Genomic DNA, 16,626 nt, shown 5'->3' on the forward strand with positions numbered 1-16,626 from the left:
ATTGGATAATTATTGAATTGTTGGTTCGTTAAAAAAATGAGTTTTGACTAATGACTGTTGAATGACTGTTGGCGGGGGCGGGTTTAGATTTATTTGGGTTAGCAGTTCTATGAAAGCTGGTGAAACCCGCCCCTACAGCCTAATGACTAATGACTAATGACTAATGACTAATGACTTTTTACGGCATTCCGATCGGAATCAAAGAATCGAACGGCATACAGCTAGAGTAACGACTCCCATCCGATAAAACCGCAATCAGCCTCACCTGCCAGTCGGGCATAATTTGCAAATCCGCCCAGGGTACTGCTACCTCCAAACATTTATCCACTCCCACTTGAGCGCGGCTAATGCGGGGCTGCCACCGATCGCCCTCTTCTGCTTCCTGAAACCAAATCGATTTCGTCAGCAAATTAATCTCTAACTGATGGTGGTATCGATAGTTTAGGGGTGCTTCGTCAGGCAAACCCGACAGCGGAATCAGACTGTTGTGCATCGTGCGATCGGGATAAAACCAGAACAAATTTAACTGCTGCGGGCAATCAATTCCCGGCCGCACCCCTACCTTGAAGTCGGCACGAATGTAAAAATTCAAGTGGTCAACCCCGTACCAAAGCCGCTGAATTGCCGAACTCCGGTGCATCGTACCCCTTGCTCCCCCAACTTCAATCCGACCGGCTTTGTCCCAATCCTGTTCGTTGCCGATACCGTCAATCACCGGGTGAATAAAGCTCAGCGGCAGGTGGTCGCCTTGAACCTCATGCACCTCTACTTGCCGGCGCACTTCCGGGGGTACGGGCTCGCCGAGAGCTTCGTAAATTCCCGCTACGTGTTCCCGAAATAGCTGGTCGAACATGGCATCTTGGTTCGATGTGTGGCCTTCGCCAAACCACCAGAACCAGTCGGAACCTTCGGCCGCATAAAGCGCTTCCCAAGCTTCTGGGTTGCTTTCTTCTGTGGCCTCTGGATGGTTTGCCAGCATTTGTCTCGCGGGCCCTAACAAGTCCCAAGCGCGATTTTTCGCGGGATCGCCAATCCAAGTTGTCAGAGAACCGTCCACCCAGGAACCGGTGTGCAGTTGGGCTGCGGGAATTGTTTCGGTTGCTGGGAATTGGTCGAGAAATTCCGAGACTGTGACTAATTTGATATCTGGATTATCGCTGAGAGTTTGATAGAGGGATTCTAAGAACGGTTTGCCGTCTTGGGGATAGAATTCCCAGCAATTTTCGCCGTCTAGGGCGATCGTCACTAACCAGGGATTTTCTAAAGCTGTTTGACCATCGGACTGTCGGTTTTTGAGCGTTCTGCCGATCGCTTCTAAGTGTCCCACTAAATCTGATGCTGCTTTTTCCGGTTCCATCGAGCCGTAGGTAAACCCGATCAAGTCGGACAATCTGTGGTCTCTAAATACTATGGCTAAATCGCCGTCAGGAGTTTCTAAACGGTAAGGGCGATATAAGAATTCTGGTTCGTAGACATTCCCTGTCGCGTCGCGGTTGAAAAAGTGTTTAATTGTCCACCCCAATACTGCTTCGTCCGAGACTATCCATTTAAAGCCTTGTTTGGCAATGTATGGCAAAATTTCCGGGCTGACTGCTTGTTCCGACGGCCACAAACCGCGCGGTTGGCAATCAAACCGATCTTGATACATTTCCCAGGATTTTCTCAGGTGTCGGGGAATATCTTCTTCCCACTGAAACCGGTGTTGTGGCAGCGTCATGTTTGGAATAGCTATGCGGCCGCCATTAGTGTCGGCAAGCAACGGTAAAATCGGGTGTGTGTAGGGGGTTGTGGAAACTTCCAACTGTCCCTCAGCTTGCATTTTACGGTGCTGGGGAATGATGCGAGCGAGGATTTCTTTTTGTTTTGAGTAGATGTTTTTTCGGTCTACCAAACTAAAATTTTGTCCTTGTTTGAGCCACCCTGCAATCTCGGGGTCGTCCCAAAACAGCGGGTCAATCCAAGCTAAATTGTGCCAAGCCAGCAAGTCGCTAAAATCCTGCAATTTCCAGTTTGCCAAACACCACTGAATGCCTTTTTCCTGCCGCTGAGTGTAGAGTTGAGCGTAGCGGGGGTGTGGCTGAATCAGGGTGTGGTAATTGGCGTCAAAGAAGTGTTCTAAAATGAACTCTTGTTCTTCGATATTTAAAGTTTCTGCTGGCTTTAATGTCACCGCCAAGTAAGGGTCTAATGCTCTGTCTGCGATGCAGTCTTCTATCTGCAAAATCAAGGAGGGAACCAAGTTTACGGTTTGATGCAGGTTGGGATATTTTGCCAGGAGGAGCACTAAATCCAAATAGTCTTTGACTCCGTGCAAGCGCACCCAAGGCAGTCGGTAATGAGCTGCTCCTGCGCTAGCTGATACTCTGGATTTATAGAGCGGTTGGTGTTGGTGCCAAATGAAGGCTACATAAAGGGGGTGAGACATTGAATTTAGTAATTGGTAATTGGTAATTGGTAATTGGTAATTGGTAATTGGTAATTGGTAATTAGCAATTAAATTGGGTAATTTGCAACCGTCAACCGTCAACCGTCAACTGGTAATTGGTAACAGTCAACTACCAACTGCCAACCGTCAACTGTCAACTGTCAACCGTCAACTGTCAACCGTCAACTGGTAATTGGCAACAGTCAACAGTCAACTGTCAACTGTCAACCGTCAACTGGTAATTGGCAACAGTCAACAGTCAACAGTCAACCGTCAACTGTCAACTGTCAACTGCCAACTACCAACTGCCAACGGACTAATTACATTACCTGTTCGACTTCGGCAATTTCTGGGATAGCCTCGCGCAGGCGACGTTCAATCCCCATTCTCAGAGTCATTGTGGAACTCGGGCAAGAGCCACAAGCTCCTTGCAGTCTCAGGTGTACCACTGGGCCGTCAATTTCTACGAGTTCAACGTTGCCACCGTCGGATATCAGGTAGGGGCGCATTTCATCGAGAACTGTTTCGACGTTATCTCTGGTTAGTGCTAGTGTCATATTTCGCCTCTGTGATGATTTCTTGCAGTTGATGAAAGTTCGATTTGACTCAGGGACAGCATTCTCAACCCGCGCGAGATTTAAGAAACCGGGCTTGTTGAAAAAAGACTTGCGTACTCAAATGAGCTGGCTGCTGCAAACCCGGTTTCTGTCACCGACAAACGAGCGAGAAGCCCCTGAATTTAGGCATGGGGAGGACAGCGGCAGCGACGACCGTCGCATTAAAATCCCCTTTCGGGGTTGGAGAGGTATGGTTGCCTCTCCAGTGAGGTATGGTTGCCTCAAACTCCCTTGCGGGGTAATGTTAGCTTCGCCAATGTTTTAAGAGCTTGTTAGGCTAGCAGCACGTCCTTAACCCTTGTACAGATGTTTAACCACTAGCGACAGAGCGGAAAACTAGCTTCGCATTCTCCGGTGTCGTGACTCAAAAAACGTAGTCAGTAAAGACTTAGGCTGGTAAGGTAAGCTCTCGATTCAATCCCGCTCAAAGAGCCGGACAGTCTTAAAAGCCTCCGCCTTTAGGCGTGGGGTTCCTTACGCTGATGCTCGATCCCAATTCGCTCTCTCGTTCGATCGTAGCGTTACTTGCCGCCAAATCAAGTTGATTCTGATACGTTAATCAAAAAAACCCGTTTTATTTAAGAAATTGGGTTTTCGATCGCGCTACACTACTGCTGGTTCTAGCAGTTTGACATTGGAGTAGTTGAACTCGGTTGTTGTCAGTTGACCTTTTTCTTTCGATCGAACTACTTGCTTGGTCATGACATAATAGTCGCCTATCTTGTCAAAGGTATCTTCAAATTCGAGTTCTTTGATGATTTCGTCTGTTTGGGGGTTGCGGAAAACGGCATCGTAGTGGCTGGCCAAAGAACCTTCGGGTGTCTCTAAGCTTTTGTGCGTGTCAATTACGAAAGCCATGCGGCCCATCACCCGGCTGACTTGACAAATTGAGAGACCTCGGATTTTATAATTCGATCCCATTGAGTCGCCTTGCACCAAGATGTCCACAGCGTCGGTGCTATCCTTCTCGCCCAGGGTAAAGCTATTTTTGCCGTGAGATTTTTCAAATGTCGATCGTTTGCGGTGGGTGACAATATCGCGCATTTGGGTGTAGACGCTTTGCTGCACTTCCTCATCTTCAATGCCGCTAACTTCCACGCTCATGTCGGATTTGATGGAAACATGACCCGTATATACTTCGTCGCCCTGTTTAAGTTCAATATCGGCACTGTAACCGGGAAAATTGGCATCCCAGGTATAGCGGTGTTCGTAAGCAGCGCGAAACAAATCGCGAGCGTTGGCTTGCTCTGTCATAAATCCCTCTTTCTCTTGACACCCATCTAGTTTAGCTTAACCGCGAGAAGCCCCACATTCACTGGATAGGGGAGTTACCCGCACTCAGAAGCGAGCACTTCTTGGGGGTGCGGCTGGGCTGGCTATTAGGGCGCAACAAGAATTTACCGCAAAAGTGGGTCTAAAGCCCCGTCCTTCTAGGACGGCTTTAATTTCTACAATTTGTAAATAATTGTTAAATAGGTAGATTTTGTGGGTAAAAGTTGCAGTAAAAATAATGATAAACTATTCCCATGATAGTATTAGAGTTTAAGTTGAAAGGCAAAGCGGAGCAATATCGGATCATGGACGAAATGATTCGGACGGCTCAATTTGTCCGAAACAAAACTCTTAGACATTGGATAGACAATCAAGGAATTAAGCTGGTAGACCTATACAAACAGTGTGCCATTATGGCGAAAGAGTTTGAAGGGGCGGGCAAGCTTAACTCGACGGCACGTCAAGCTTCGGCGGAGCGTGCCATTTTTGCTATAGGGCGTTTTTTTGCTAATTGCAAAGCAAAGAAACCAGGGAAAAAGGGATTCCCGCAGTTCAAAAAACACACTCATTCCGTTGAGTACAAACAATCGGGTTGGTCACTTTCTGCCGACAAAAGATGTTTAACATTTAAAGACGGCTTCGCTGCTGGGAAGTTCAAGTTGGTTGGTAGTCGGGATTTGTATTTTTACGCGCCAAACGAGATTAAACGAATTAGAGTCGTGCGTCGTGCCGACGGATACTACGCTCAATTTTGTATCAATGTGGAACGGAAAGAGGAAGCTATTTCCACTGGTAAAGCCATTGGAATAGATGTCGGATTAAACCATTTTTATACTGATAGCGATGGCGAAACAGTTCCTAATCCTCGGGATCTCCGCAAAAGCGAAAAAGCTCTGAAGAGATCGCAGAAGCGAGTTTCTCGGAAAAAGAAAGGTTCTAAAAATCGAAAAAAAGCGCTCAACAAGTTAGGAACAAAACACCTGAAGGTCAGTCTACAGCGTAAAGACTTCGCCATTAAGACGGCGCCCGGCGCGGTGAAATCTAACGATTTTGTAGCCTACGAAGACCTTCAGGTGCGGAACATGGTTAAGAACCATAAACTGGCTAAATCAATTAGCGATGCTGCGTGGTCACAGTTTGCTCAATGGTTGGAATACTTTGGAAAAGTGTACGGCAAAACAGTTATTGCTGTTGCTCCTCAGTACACATCTCAGGAATGTTCAAACTGTGGCAACCTGGTTAAAAAAACTCTGTCAACTCGAACCCATATTTGTGGTTGTGGTGTGGTGTTAGATCGCGACCATAATGCCGGAAAAAATATTTTGGCAAAGGGATTGAAGCAGGCAGGAATCAATTTAAATACGGTGGGGCACACCGAAATTTACGCTGGGGGACAGACCGATCTCTACTCGCTGATGGTAGCCAAACAGAGATAAGTTCGACTGGATGATCCAAGAATCCCTGCGCCTTTAGGCAAGGGAGTGTCAATTTCTCTATCGGTTGCTATGATTTGAAGATAAAGTCCCAAAATGCCTGGTTATTGAGAGCGCGATGGGTCGCAAGCCAGACACCAGTCTTAGTTATGGGTTATGTTGAAAAAACTTGTGTCCGCTTTTTAGGGGTTGCACCCGCAGGCAACTATTAGATTCCCCCCTTAATAAAATGCTAGAAACTGTCTACCAACACTTAAAAATATTGCAGGAACAAGCTAAGGAATTGCCACCGTCGCAACAGGTAATTTTAACAAAAACTTTGGAAAATCTTTCAAATTCTTTACAGGAAATGGCAGGCAGCCGCTTGTTTGAAAGCGCGACAAATAACGCGGCAAAGCTGGTTGAAATTGAAAAAAATAATCGCCTATTGGAACGCACTGTAGCCCAGCAAGTAGGGCAAATCAGACAGCTACGGGAGCAGGTGGAAAAACAAATCAGCCACCATCGCAGGGACACTCAAGCATTAACTAAAAGTGAAGCAAAACTGCAAGCTATGCTGCGTAATTCTCCCGATTTAATTAGCATTGTCGGCTCCGACGGGCGAGTTCGATACCACAGCGCAGCTCTACAGCGGCTTTTGGGTTATAACCCAGAAGAAAGAATTGGCAAATTTCACGGCGAGTTAATCCATCCAGACGATTTGCTGGCTTGGCAGACGTATTTTGGTAAGTTGTTAGAATCTCCCGGAATTGGGGGGGCAATCGAATATCGGAAACGCCACGCTGACGGTTCTTGGATCTACATGGAGTCAATAGGTAACAGTTTGCTTTACGATTCTAGCGTGCAGGGAATTATAATTAATTCGCGGGAAATAGGGGAACGAAAGCAAGCCGAAATCGCAGTCCGAGAGTCGGAACTCCACTACAGAGTTATGTCGCAAATTACTTCGGATTTTGCCTATTCTTTTAAGGGACTGCCCGACGGCAAGTTCGCCTGCGAGTGGGCGACAGAAGCTTTTGAGCGCTGCACTGGGATCGTTCCTGAAGAATTAGAATCGTTTGGTTGGTGGAACTCGGAACTCGTTCATCCCGACGACAGGGAAATGTTAATTAAACAATTAGAAGGCTGTACTTTGAGCCGCACTGGAGCTAATGAGTATCGCATTATTAATCAAAAAGGCGAGGTGCGCTGGGTGCGGGACTACTGGCAAGTGGTGTGGGACAAAACTGCTGAACGGGTTGTCCGTTTGTGGGGCGCTTGTCAAGAAATTACCCATGGCAAGCAAGTAGAATTGAAACTGCAACTCGTTAACCAAGTTTTGCAAGCCCAGATAGCATCGGCGCCGCTGGCGATTAACTGTACCAGCAATGACGGCAATACCGTTGTTTGGAACCGCGCCGCCGAACAACTTTTTGGCTGGACTGCGGCTGAGGTTTTAGGGAAACCTTTACCGAATATTCCTGAAGGCCAAAAGCAAGATTTTTACGCGCTGCTAAAGTCGGCGTCTAATGGCAAACCGCAAAACGGTTTGGAAATATCTTTGTTGAAAAAAGACGGTAGTTCGATCGATGTTTGGCTTTGGGCCGCACCTGTGCGAGATGCGGGCGGCCAAACTGTCGGCAGTATCAACATATTTTCCGATCTTTCAGAACGCAAGCGCATAGAGGAAGAGCGCCAAAAACTAGCAGCGATGAAAGATATGGAGGAACCTTTTTGGGCGCGCTATGTCAGCCCTCCAAAAACTCCGAAAAAAAAGGGCGGTGGGTAATTCTATCAAGCACAAGTTAAAAGCATTAAAAGTGCGAAACTGCAATCTTATGCTGGCAATATCCTTTCCGGTAAAATAACCTATTTGATGGGAGTCGTTTGAGCGAACATAATATGATAAATACACCGGGCTACTACGTGTGGTAGTTGCTATGCTGTACTGTGTAAAACTATAATTACCTAAAAAAAATTGATGAACTAGCTACCGAAGTTAGTGAGGGAATCTATCGATAAAGTGTCAGCTTTTTCAGGGGTAAAACTTGTGGGTACGGTCACTATTATACTTGTTAAATACGCCAATCGAAGGTTTACTGATGCCCAGATTTTTCCTGGTTCCTGAAATTGGCTAACTCTGCGTGAGTTTGGCAAGCTTCACTTAACTCAATGTAATCTAAGATATTAGAAATTACCTTAGAAAGGTGGATAGCCGAACGGTGAGCTTCTTGGATAAAATCTCTCTCCTCTATCGGATCGTCAGCTTGATCGTCTATGGTTAGTTGTAGATAACCGATGATGTGATTTAGCGGAGTGCGGAGCTCGTGGGACGCTTTCAACAAAAATTGCTTTTTGAGCTGGGATAGTCCTTGTACTCGCTTGCTGCGCTCTTGGTAGAGGGTGGCGAGGGCGATCGCGCTTCCTACTTGATCGGCAAGTTCTTGTGCGAAATCGATCTGGGATTTAGTCCAAGGTCGATCGGTCTTACCCTTCCGCGACGATCGACCTTTGCACTGATGCAAGCTAATTATGCCGTTAGCTTGCTCTTGATAAGCGGTAGCCACCACTAGCAGCGACTGTGGCCCTAAAGGGTCATTGGCTGCAAAGGACTCTACTACCACCGGTTCGAGGGTGGCTAAAGCTTGAATGAAATGAGGTGCTGCTGTGAGCGAGATTTCCATTCCCAGCATGGGTAAAAATGGTTCTTGGCAGTATTCAGCAGCTACTTTGACTTGCAGGCTAGAACTTTCATAGGGACAAATGATGCAGCGGCTGACGCCTAGTGTTTCTCCCAGACTGTTAACTGTTTGCTGCCAGATGCTATCGAGATCCAAGGTTCGACGAATCTTTCTGCCAATTTGGAGTAAAAGTTTTTGCGATTGAGCTGATATTTGCTGATTCATAGCAACCCTTTTTCTAATAGACTGGCAAAAGTTTACCATTCCGCCAACAGAGCAGGAATTTACTGAATTTGCCAGCCTGCCGCTGCCCGGCTTAGGGATTACGTAATTCTACTTAAATCTTCCCACACCCCGTCAAACATTACTAAGTAGTTTCGGTGTCTTTACAAGATCTTTATGATTTTCACAGAGAACTGAGAGCGTCCAGTATGCTTAATAATCCTTTACAGTAGGGGGTTGGGAAGCTTAATCAGTCGTATAAGCTGGCATTAAGTTTTTGTAAAGCTGGCGGTGTGCGCGGGTTTACTCGGAGGTGTGAGATCCCAGCGGACAAATAAAGATGAGCTTTGTTATCCGTACCCCCCGGATTTGAGTTATGCGAATTCTGGGTGGGGATTGGAAGTGGCAGGGACGATCGCTCTCAGTTGCAAGCTCCCAAGGAGGGAGATTGGCGATGGATAAAAGTTAAAATTGATACAGGGGCGATCGAACTGTGTTTGTAGGATAATTACCAATTATTGATGACTTTTATTCACGCAACGGAACTCACGAATACAGGAATATAGCAATTTGTAAGTGAGTAAGGTACAGTTTGGTAATTGGTAATTGGTAATATCAATTCCGGCTGCGCCGGAATGATATCAAATCCGTCCTTCATCGTCGGGCGTAAAGTCTAATCAAGATGCCCACAAATAATTCGCGCAATTTTCATTTTTTTGACCCCTCCTTCTACAATCAACAGTCAACAGTCAACAGTCAACAGTCAACAGTCAACAGTCAACAGTCAACAGTCAACAGTCAACAATGATTCCGGTTGCACCGGAATCGATATGATTAATTTTTAAATAGTGGTTCTTGATAAAGCGGCACAGTAAAAGTAACAGTCGATCCGAGTCCTTCCCCCATACTGTAAAAATTTACTGTACCGCCCATTGCTTCTACCAGTTTTTGAGAAATAGCCAATCCCAAACCGGTGCCGCCGTATTGCCTGGTACGATCGCCGTCCACCTGAAAAAACGACTCAAATAATTTATCTTGCTTGTCGAGAGAAACGCCAATGCCAGTATCAGCGACTCGGATTTTTACCATTCCGGGGAACTGCTGGTTGTGAACAGTCACCTTTTTCTTAATAACCTCGGCACTGATGCGAATTCCCCCTTCCCCGGTAAATTTAATTGCATTGCCCGTGAGGTTCAAGATTACTTGAAGCAGGCGTTGGTAGTTGCCATACAAAATAATCTCGTCCTCCACAGGGGGTTTTTGGATTTGAAATTGCAATCGCTTTTGCTCGACTTGAACCCGTGTAAAATCCTCAACTTGTTGCAACAGTTCACCGAGTTTGACGGGAGCGAGGTCTAACTCCATTTTGCCAGCTTCGATTTTAGCGACATCCAAAATATCGTTAATCACATTGAACAAATGTACTGCTGAGCGGTAAGCTTCTTCGATAAATTGGTGCGCTTCTTCGGGGTCATCTGCCATGCCGTCCATAAGCAGTTTTAGGAAGCCGAGGATGCCGTTGAGGGGGGTGCGGAGTTCGTGAGAAGTATTAGCAAGAAATTGACTTTTAAGTTGGGAAAGAGCCACGGCTTCGGCGCGGGCCTGTTCTAATTCTTGGTAAAGTGTAGCGTGGGCGATCGCACTCCCGACTTGAGCGACTAACTCGCGGGCGAATTCGAGTTCGACAGGACTCCATTTCGGAGAATTGCCGCAGCGGTGCAAACATATCAGTGCATTGGGTTGGTCTTCATAGGAGGTAGCTGCTACGAGCACGGAATGGCGGTAGAAGGGATCGGCGGCGGGGGAGGCGTAATCGACTGCTACTGGTTTTAAGGTGGCTAAAGTTTGAATCCACCCCGGCTGTTCGGCTGCGCGCAGTTCTAATCCCAGCATGGAAGAGTAAGCTTCTTGGCGGTACTCAGCTACTACTTTAAAAGTTTTCGATTGGAGATTTTCGATTTGAGCGGGGGAAAGCCGGAGCGAGGGGTCGCTAGCTATGGACTGTTGTAATTGGGCTGCTGCGGCGGTAGAATTTTGCTGATTTTCTGAGGCAAGGAAGGGGGAGGAATCGATATTTTCGCTGTCTTTTTTGTAGGAACAGATGATGCAGCGACTCGCGTTTAAAACTTGACCCAAGCTGTTAACAGTTTGCTGCCAAATGGTGGCTAAATCGAGGGTTTTGTGCAGGTTTTGAGCGATTTGGGAGATGATTTTACGATCGATTTCCGAGTAGGGAGGGAGCGATCGACCGGGGATACGGCTCGCTGGAAGCGACATTCGTTGGCGGGCGTCCAAGAGGGATGGCAAAGCTCGATAGAGCATGAATTCTGGGGAGTCTGGCCGTCTGTCTGTGGGTTTGTCAGACAGCAGCCTTCCCATAACTAAGACTTTTGTAGCTTTGCCGTTTGAGTCGATCGCCGGAGTGAGTGTCAAATCGAAGAGAAAATATTGTCCGGCGTGGCAAAATGGATAGCTGAACCGTTGCGGTACAAGGGTTTCGAGTACCCGCCGCAGCATATCGAGATAAGGCGCAGGGGCGATGGGTTGCAGGGTTTCGCTGAGGGGGCGATCGACAATTTGTTCTGCTGTAAGGTTGTACTGCTCGGCTTTTTGCCAGTAAAAAGATAGATATCGACCAGAGGCGTCTTGGGTAAATACTAATTCTGCCCCTAACTCTTGAAAAAAAACTGTAGAGGCGAGGCTCGATCGCCGAAAATCTGTGTTAGAGTCCATCAGAGTAGGGGATGAAAGTAGTTCGGATTTTTGAGTATTGAGTTTTTAATAAAGAACTCAATACTCCCCCTTGTTTGGGGCTTCTACTGTTAATTTGTGAGTTATTAATCAATTAAAAAGTTTTTGGCTTTTTAATTAAAACATTAATCGCTCAAAACTCACAATTTGCAAAACTTTTAGGCTTCTACTATTGACTTTTGAGTGATTAATGAACTCATAAAATATTATTTTTTTAATTCTGAACTCAACTCACAACTCAAAACTATTCGTTCTCAGCCGTTTTGGGTAATTTAAAGATAAAAATTAAGATTGAGAAATTAGGAATCTGCACCGATTAACTATCAAGTGTGAAAATTACGCCAAAATATGAGGCTGCGAACAACTCAAGTCGGGGAATGGCTCACGCATTTTTTCCCTCACCTAGAATAGTTCCGAGGTTGTGATTTAGCCGAGTTCACTCGCCCACCACCTGTAGCTTTAGCCACGAAATCTGCAGGAGATCGCCCGCGCGATCTAAATTTCACAGCCTGCAGATTTGCGCGCGCCGTCTGGGGCGAGATCGCCTCAGTCGTTCCATTCACCGCGTGGCGGGACTGGGGGGTTGCGACGCAAACCCAGAGCCAGTTCGTCTTCGCGGCGCTCGCCTCTGAGCCACTGCTTGATTGCTGTTTCAATGACTTTGCTGGGGTCATTCGTCAAGTGCTTAATTTGGTCTAGCAGTTCAGGATCGATATGGATGGACAGTTCGACTTTTTCTGACGAACTGTGGGAAGGTATTCTTGATTCGCTCATAGTTTAAAAATCCTAGTTTTAATTCTTAAGTTTCAATTCTTTTGATGACAACCGACTGGACTAGATATTGGCAGTCCCTGATTTGCACCCAACCTTTCCTCAACCGCTTAACCGCTTTCTGTACAATGAGAGAGAGAAAAGTTTTTTCCTTTTGGGTGTCCGGGCTCGGTCGGACACTTGAAAGGCTAATAACTGATACTCTTGAGGTTTGCCTCAGTTGTGGTTTCATCTCAATCCCCAGTAAGAGGTTGAAGTAAGCACTCGACTCTTGCTTGTGTAATCATACAACAAAAAGTATCCTTTGCCGATTAGCTCTTCGATAAAAAACATGACTAACGTCCCTGTATCTCGCATTCGTAATTTTTCGATTATTGCTCACATCGACCACGGAAAATCGACCTTGGCCGATCGCCTGTTGCAGGCGACTGGGACTGTGCAGGCACGGGAGATGAAGGAGCAGTTTTTAGACAATATGGATCTCGAACGCGAACGCGGCATTACGATCAAGCTGCAAGCGGCTCGGATGAATTATACTGCCAAGGACGGTCAGGAGTACGTGCTGAATCTGATCGACACTCCCGGACACGTGGACTTTTCTTACGAGGTGTCGCGATCGCTCGCTGCTTGCGAAGGGGCGCTGCTGGTGGTAGACGCATCTCAAGGCGTGGAAGCACAAACCCTGGCAAATGTCTACCTTGCCTTGGGCAACAATCTGGAAATTATTCCAGTTTTAAATAAAATTGACCTGCCGGGGGCAGAACCGGAACGGGTAAAAGGGGAAATTGAAGAAATTATCGGTCTCGACTGTAGCGGGGCGATTGAGGCTTCGGCTAAGGAAGGAATTGGTATAGATGAGATTTTGGAGTCGATCGTCGAATTGGTGCCGCCGCCGCAGGATACTGTTGACAAACCGCTGCGGGCGCTAATTTTTGACAGTTATTACGACCCTTATCGCGGGGTAATTGTGTATTTCCGAGTGATGGACGGAAGTGTCAAAAAGGGCGATCGGGTTTTGTTGATGGTTTCGGGTAAGGAATATGTCATCGATGAATTGGGCATCCTTTCACCGACTCAAGTTCCTGTAGACGAACTGCACGCCGGGGAAGTGGGTTATCTGGGCGCGGCAATTAAAGCCGTAGCTGATGCTCGCGTCGGCGATACGATTACTTTGGTCAAAAAGCCGGCACCGGAGCCTTGGCCGGGTTATACAGAGGCAAAGCCGATGGTTTTTTGCGGCTTGTTCCCGATCGATGCTGACCAATTTCCCGATTTGCGGGAAGCTTTAGAAAAACTCGAACTCAACGATGCGGCGCTTTCTTACGAACCGGAAACTTCGAGTGCGATGGGATTTGGTTTTCGCTGCGGTTTCTTGGGTTTGCTGCACATGGAAATTGTGCAAGAAAGACTGGAGAGAGAATACAATTTGGATTTGATTGTTACGGCTCCTTCTGTGGTTTATCAAATCACAACAATTAAAGGGGAAGTGTTAACAATTGACAATCCCAGCCACTTGCCAGATCCTCAGTATCGCGAGAAAATTGAGGAACCTTATGTACGGGTAGAAATGCTGTCGCCGGAAACTTATGTGGGCGCGCTGATGGAACTGTCTCAAAGTCGGCGCGGCATTTTTATGGATATGAAGTATCTGAGTCAAGGCCGAACTACGCTGGTTTACGAGTTGCCTTTGGCGGAGGTGGTGACTGACTTTTTCGATCAGATGAAATCGCGATCGCGCGGTTATGCGAGCATGGAGTATCACCTCATCGGTTATCGCGAAAATCCGTTGGTGAAAATGGACATTTTAATTAATGGCGATCCGGTTGATGCTTTGGCGATGATCGTACACCGGGATAAGGCTTATAATGTGGGCCGCGGGTTGACGGAAAAACTCAAGGAGTTGATTCCCCGCCATCAATTTAAGGTGCCGATTCAAGCGACAATTGGTGCGAAGGTGATTGCTTCGGAGCACATTCCGGCTTTGCGGAAGGATGTGTTGGCGAAGTGTTACGGCGGTGATATTTCGCGGAAGAAGAAGTTGCTGCAAAAGCAGGCGAAGGGTAAGAAGCGGATGAAGTCTGTGGGTACTGTGGATGTGCCGCAGGAGGCTTTTATGGCTGTGCTGAAGCTCGATCGCGATTCGTAATCTGTGTGGCTTTTTGTTAGGAACAGGCAAGATGCCTGTTCCACAAAGAGTCTGTTTTTTGTAGTTGTTTGCAGTCATCTAGAACAGGCAAGATGCCTGTTCCACAAAGAGTCTGTTTGATTGTGGGATTTTGTCAGGAACAGGCAAGATGCCTGTTCCACAAAGAGTCAGTTTTCTTGTGGAATTTTGTCAGGAACAGGCAAGATGCCTGTTCCACAAAGAGTCAGTTTTTTGTAGTTGTTTGCAGTCATCTAGAACAGGCAAGATGCCTGTTCCACAAAGAGTCTGTTTGATTGTGGGATGGGCATCTTGCCCCTCCCTGTGGAGACCCAGAAACCGTTCCACAAAGAGTCAGTTTTTTGTAGTTGTTTGCATTTTTATAGAACAGGCAAGATGCCTGTTCCACAAAGAGTCAGTTTGATTGTGGGATGGGCATCTTGCCCGTCCCTGTGGGGGTCCAGAAACTCTTTGTCGGAGTGCCTCCAGGACTGTTTAAATCCAGATAAATACAAAGAGTTAGGGAAGTTAGATTAAGAGCGATTCCCTACGGGATAACTAAGCTTCACGCACTTTTGGACAGGTCGGGCGATCGCACTGTGGCATAATAAAGTTTACTTTTCAGAGCCAGAATTTATCAAATAGAATTAGGAACAATATGACAGCGCAGCCACTCAGTAAATTCATCGCGGGCGATCGCGCTTGATGTGACTTGTAATATAATTTGTTCTTGCTCTTCCACAGGTGCAGAAATCTCAAAGCCATTCAAAACTAGAAAGACTTCCATTGCTGCGTGACCGATGCGTTTGTTACCATCTAAGAAAGGATGATTTTTAATCAACGCAAATCCAAGGGCTGAAGCTTTTTCCACGATAGTTGGGTAAAGTTCCTCCCCGCCAAACGTCATGCGCGGCTGAGCTAAAGCTGACTCTAAGGCTCCTAAATTAGCGATGCCAAATGCTCCGCCCGACTGCTCGATAATGCGCCGATAAAGTTCTAAGATTTCTGTTAAAGTTAGATAGCGCATTACGCGAGCTTTTGGTAGAGTTCAAAATTCTTTTTGAGGACGTATTCCATAGCATTTTGGAAGGATGTTTCTGGTGGTGCGAGTAAGTTTTCAGCGCCCGCAAGCAGTAATGCTTCTAGGGAAACGCCGAGGCGGTTGGCGGTTTCTTGGAGCTTGTGGAGGCGATCGTCTGGAATTGTGATGGTAATGGTTTGCATTCTGTTTGTGGCTGTGACGATACTCTGAGTTTAGCACGTCAACTGTCTGAGCAGGAGTTAGGGTTTTTAAAAGAGCGATCGCACTTTTGGACAGGTCGGGCGATCGTCCTTGACCAAAGAAATTGGTTGAGCTAAACTAAAACTTAGTTTAAATTGCGTATAGTAGATGCACATAATCAGCTACCGACGGGTGCGTGAATACAGCGAAACTCATGCTGATTGCGGGGAAGCTTTGGATAACTGGTTTAAAATTGCTAGCAAGGCTAAATGGTCTAATTTAATTGAGGTACAATCTGTTTTTCCTAAAGCCGAAGCTGTTGGAGGGTTTACAGTTTTTAATATCAAAGGTAATAATTATCGATTAATAGTTAGTATTGATTATGAAAGCAAATTAATTTATATCAAATATATTCTCACCCATGCCGAGTATGATAAGGAGAAATGGAAAAATGACCCTTACTTTTAATCCAGATAAATACAAAGAGTTATTGTCTCAGTATCAGCCGAAAATAATTAGAAATGAAGCGGATAATGAGAAAGCTCTGGCTATGGTGGAAGAGTTGATGCACCAGCGAGATCGCACTCCTGAACAAAATGAGTTATATGAATTGCTGATTGCATTGATTGAAAAATTTGAGCAGGAATATTACGCACCAGGAACCACAGCAACGCCTCATTCAATACTGCTGTTTTTGATGGAACAAAGAGAGTTACAACCTGCTGATTTGGTAGGAGTCATTGGCTCTGAAGAAAAAGTGTATGAACTGGTTAATGGCGATCGAGATATTGGTGAAGAGCTGGCGTTGATTTTGGGGAGTTTCTTTCATGTAGATCCGAGTTTGTTTTGTAATTAAGGGAAGTAAGATTAAGGGTGATTCCCTACGCGATAGCTACGCTCGCGCGCACTTTGAGAGATTAAGGGCGATCGCACTTTTGGACATGAAGGGCGATCGCACTTAATTAACAAATAGCCGAAGCAGGCGCAATTTCGCGGAGTGGCATCAGGAATTCTTGCTTTTCTTCGCGGGTGATATAGCCGCCATTTAGAGCCATTTCCATGAGTTGTTCGACAAATCCCTTTAACTCTGTTATAACTTGAGTTTTATTC

At 46.3% G+C, this 16,626-nt stretch carries 15 protein-coding genes; 7 read left to right on the top strand and 8 right to left on the bottom strand.

All coding sequences use genetic code 11. The features are described 5' to 3' along the window. Window positions 1-178: 178 nt before the first annotated feature. The 3 genes from QUB16_RS00200 to QUB16_RS00210 all read right to left on the bottom strand — a co-directional run bounded on the left by QUB16_RS00200 (window position 179) and on the right by QUB16_RS00210 (window position 4,296). On the bottom strand, window positions 179-2,425 hold the full coding sequence (locus tag QUB16_RS00200; protein ID WP_333313185.1) for a glycoside hydrolase: 2,247 nt from the start codon (window positions 2,423-2,425) through the stop codon (window positions 179-181). 320 nt (window positions 2,426-2,745) lie between these two features. After that, entirely contained in the window at window positions 2,746-2,982 is a 237-nt protein-coding gene (locus tag QUB16_RS00205) for a NifU family protein (RefSeq protein WP_006632519.1), read from the bottom strand. Between the two features lie 663 nt (window positions 2,983-3,645). Continuing rightward, window positions 3,646-4,296 carry a DUF3386 domain-containing protein gene (locus tag QUB16_RS00210; RefSeq protein ID WP_333313187.1) on the bottom strand — a complete coding sequence of 217 codons (651 nt, stop codon included), beginning with the start codon at window positions 4,294-4,296 and terminating at the stop codon, window positions 3,646-3,648. A gap of 272 nt (window positions 4,297-4,568) precedes the next feature. Here QUB16_RS00210 and QUB16_RS00215 point away from each other — a divergent pair, with 272 nt between their 5' ends. Together QUB16_RS00215 and QUB16_RS00220 are read left to right on the top strand one after the other, a co-directional pair. Continuing rightward, a complete protein-coding gene (locus QUB16_RS00215) occupies window positions 4,569-5,750 on the top strand; it encodes a transposase (protein WP_333313189.1) in 1,182 nt (393 codons plus the stop codon). 226 nt (window positions 5,751-5,976) lie between these two features. After that, window positions 5,977-7,515 (top strand): PAS domain S-box protein, encoded by a 1,539-nt coding sequence (locus tag QUB16_RS00220; RefSeq protein WP_333313191.1) that lies wholly within the window; start codon window positions 5,977-5,979, stop codon window positions 7,513-7,515. A 307-nt stretch (window positions 7,516-7,822) separates the two neighbouring features. On the opposite strand, the gene QUB16_RS00225 is transcribed toward QUB16_RS00220, so the two are convergent. Beyond that, window positions 7,823-8,632 carry a GAF domain-containing protein gene (locus tag QUB16_RS00225; protein WP_333313193.1) on the bottom strand — a complete coding sequence of 270 codons (810 nt, stop codon included), beginning with the start codon at window positions 8,630-8,632 and terminating at the stop codon, window positions 7,823-7,825. Window positions 8,633-8,976: 344 nt separating this feature from the next. On the opposite strand from QUB16_RS00225, the gene QUB16_RS00230 reads away from it, so the two are divergent. After that, window positions 8,977-9,132, top strand: coding sequence for a hypothetical protein (locus tag QUB16_RS00230; protein ID WP_333313195.1), 156 nt, complete (start codon window positions 8,977-8,979; stop codon window positions 9,130-9,132). A 331-nt stretch (window positions 9,133-9,463) separates the two neighbouring features. Here the strand turns inward: QUB16_RS00230 and QUB16_RS00235 are convergent, their stop codons facing one another. Next, window positions 9,464-11,362: an ATP-binding protein gene (locus QUB16_RS00235; protein ID WP_333313197.1), complete on the bottom strand. Its 1,899-nt coding sequence runs from the start codon at window positions 11,360-11,362 to the stop codon at window positions 9,464-9,466. 564 nt (window positions 11,363-11,926) lie between these two features. Further along, window positions 11,927-12,154 carry a type II toxin-antitoxin system CcdA family antitoxin gene (locus QUB16_RS00240; protein WP_190740850.1) on the bottom strand — a complete coding sequence of 76 codons (228 nt, stop codon included), beginning with the start codon at window positions 12,152-12,154 and terminating at the stop codon, window positions 11,927-11,929. 328 nt (window positions 12,155-12,482) lie between these two features. Between QUB16_RS00240 and lepA the strand changes: the two genes are divergently transcribed. Both lepA and QUB16_RS33435 read left to right on the top strand, forming a co-directional pair. After that, on the top strand, window positions 12,483-14,297 hold the full coding sequence (lepA, locus tag QUB16_RS00245) for a translation elongation factor 4 (protein ID WP_333207713.1): 1,815 nt from the start codon (window positions 12,483-12,485) through the stop codon (window positions 14,295-14,297). 92 nt (window positions 14,298-14,389) lie between these two features. Beyond that, a complete protein-coding gene (locus QUB16_RS33435; RefSeq protein ID WP_445251081.1) occupies window positions 14,390-14,590 on the top strand; it encodes a hypothetical protein in 201 nt (66 codons plus the stop codon). Between the two features lie 341 nt (window positions 14,591-14,931). On the opposite strand, the gene QUB16_RS00250 is transcribed toward QUB16_RS33435, so the two are convergent. Then, entirely contained in the window at window positions 14,932-15,321 is a 390-nt protein-coding gene (locus QUB16_RS00250; RefSeq protein ID WP_333313199.1) for a type II toxin-antitoxin system death-on-curing family toxin, read from the bottom strand. Beyond that, entirely contained in the window at window positions 15,321-15,518 is a 198-nt protein-coding gene (locus QUB16_RS00255) for a DNA-binding protein (RefSeq protein ID WP_333280570.1), read from the bottom strand. Before QUB16_RS00255 ends, QUB16_RS00250 begins: the two co-directional genes overlap by 1 nt. 166 nt (window positions 15,519-15,684) lie before the next feature. On the opposite strand from QUB16_RS00255, the gene QUB16_RS00260 reads away from it, so the two are divergent. Both QUB16_RS00260 and QUB16_RS00265 read left to right on the top strand, forming a co-directional pair. Further along, window positions 15,685-15,984 (top strand): type II toxin-antitoxin system HigB family toxin, encoded by a 300-nt coding sequence (locus QUB16_RS00260; RefSeq protein WP_333252426.1) that lies wholly within the window; start codon window positions 15,685-15,687, stop codon window positions 15,982-15,984. Continuing rightward, on the top strand, window positions 15,968-16,372 hold the full coding sequence (locus QUB16_RS00265) for a transcriptional regulator (protein ID WP_333313200.1): 405 nt from the start codon (window positions 15,968-15,970) through the stop codon (window positions 16,370-16,372). Before QUB16_RS00260 ends, QUB16_RS00265 begins: the two co-directional genes overlap by 17 nt. Window positions 16,373-16,626: the final 254 nt, after the last annotated feature.

This window comes from Microcoleus sp. D3_18a_C4 (assembly GCF_036702415.1).
Taxonomy (GTDB): domain Bacteria; phylum Cyanobacteriota; class Cyanobacteriia; order Cyanobacteriales; family Microcoleaceae; genus Microcoleus.

Coding starts and splice junctions, on each gene's coding strand:
- QUB16_RS00200 (WP_333313185.1), bottom strand. CDS start 2,425: ATGTCTCACCCCCTTTATGTAGCCTTCATTTGGCACCAACACCAACCG.
- QUB16_RS00205 (WP_006632519.1), bottom strand. CDS start 2,982: ATGACACTAGCACTAACCAGAGATAACGTCGAAACAGTTCTCGATGAA.
- QUB16_RS00210 (WP_333313187.1), bottom strand. CDS start 4,296: ATGACAGAGCAAGCCAACGCTCGCGATTTGTTTCGCGCTGCTTACGAA.
- QUB16_RS00215 (WP_333313189.1), top strand. CDS start 4,569: ATGATAGTATTAGAGTTTAAGTTGAAAGGCAAAGCGGAGCAATATCGG.
- QUB16_RS00220 (WP_333313191.1), top strand. CDS start 5,977: ATGCTAGAAACTGTCTACCAACACTTAAAAATATTGCAGGAACAAGCT.
- QUB16_RS00225 (WP_333313193.1), bottom strand. CDS start 8,632: ATGAATCAGCAAATATCAGCTCAATCGCAAAAACTTTTACTCCAAATT.
- QUB16_RS00235 (WP_333313197.1), bottom strand. CDS start 11,362: ATGGACTCTAACACAGATTTTCGGCGATCGAGCCTCGCCTCTACAGTT.
- QUB16_RS00240 (WP_190740850.1), bottom strand. CDS start 12,154: ATGAGCGAATCAAGAATACCTTCCCACAGTTCGTCAGAAAAAGTCGAA.
- lepA (WP_333207713.1), top strand. CDS start 12,483: ATGACTAACGTCCCTGTATCTCGCATTCGTAATTTTTCGATTATTGCT.
- QUB16_RS33435 (WP_445251081.1), top strand. CDS start 14,390: ATGCCTGTTCCACAAAGAGTCTGTTTGATTGTGGGATTTTGTCAGGAA.
- QUB16_RS00250 (WP_333313199.1), bottom strand. CDS start 15,321: ATGCGCTATCTAACTTTAACAGAAATCTTAGAACTTTATCGGCGCATT.
- QUB16_RS00255 (WP_333280570.1), bottom strand. CDS start 15,518: ATGCAAACCATTACCATCACAATTCCAGACGATCGCCTCCACAAGCTC.
- QUB16_RS00260 (WP_333252426.1), top strand. CDS start 15,685: ATGCACATAATCAGCTACCGACGGGTGCGTGAATACAGCGAAACTCAT.
- QUB16_RS00265 (WP_333313200.1), top strand. CDS start 15,968: ATGACCCTTACTTTTAATCCAGATAAATACAAAGAGTTATTGTCTCAG.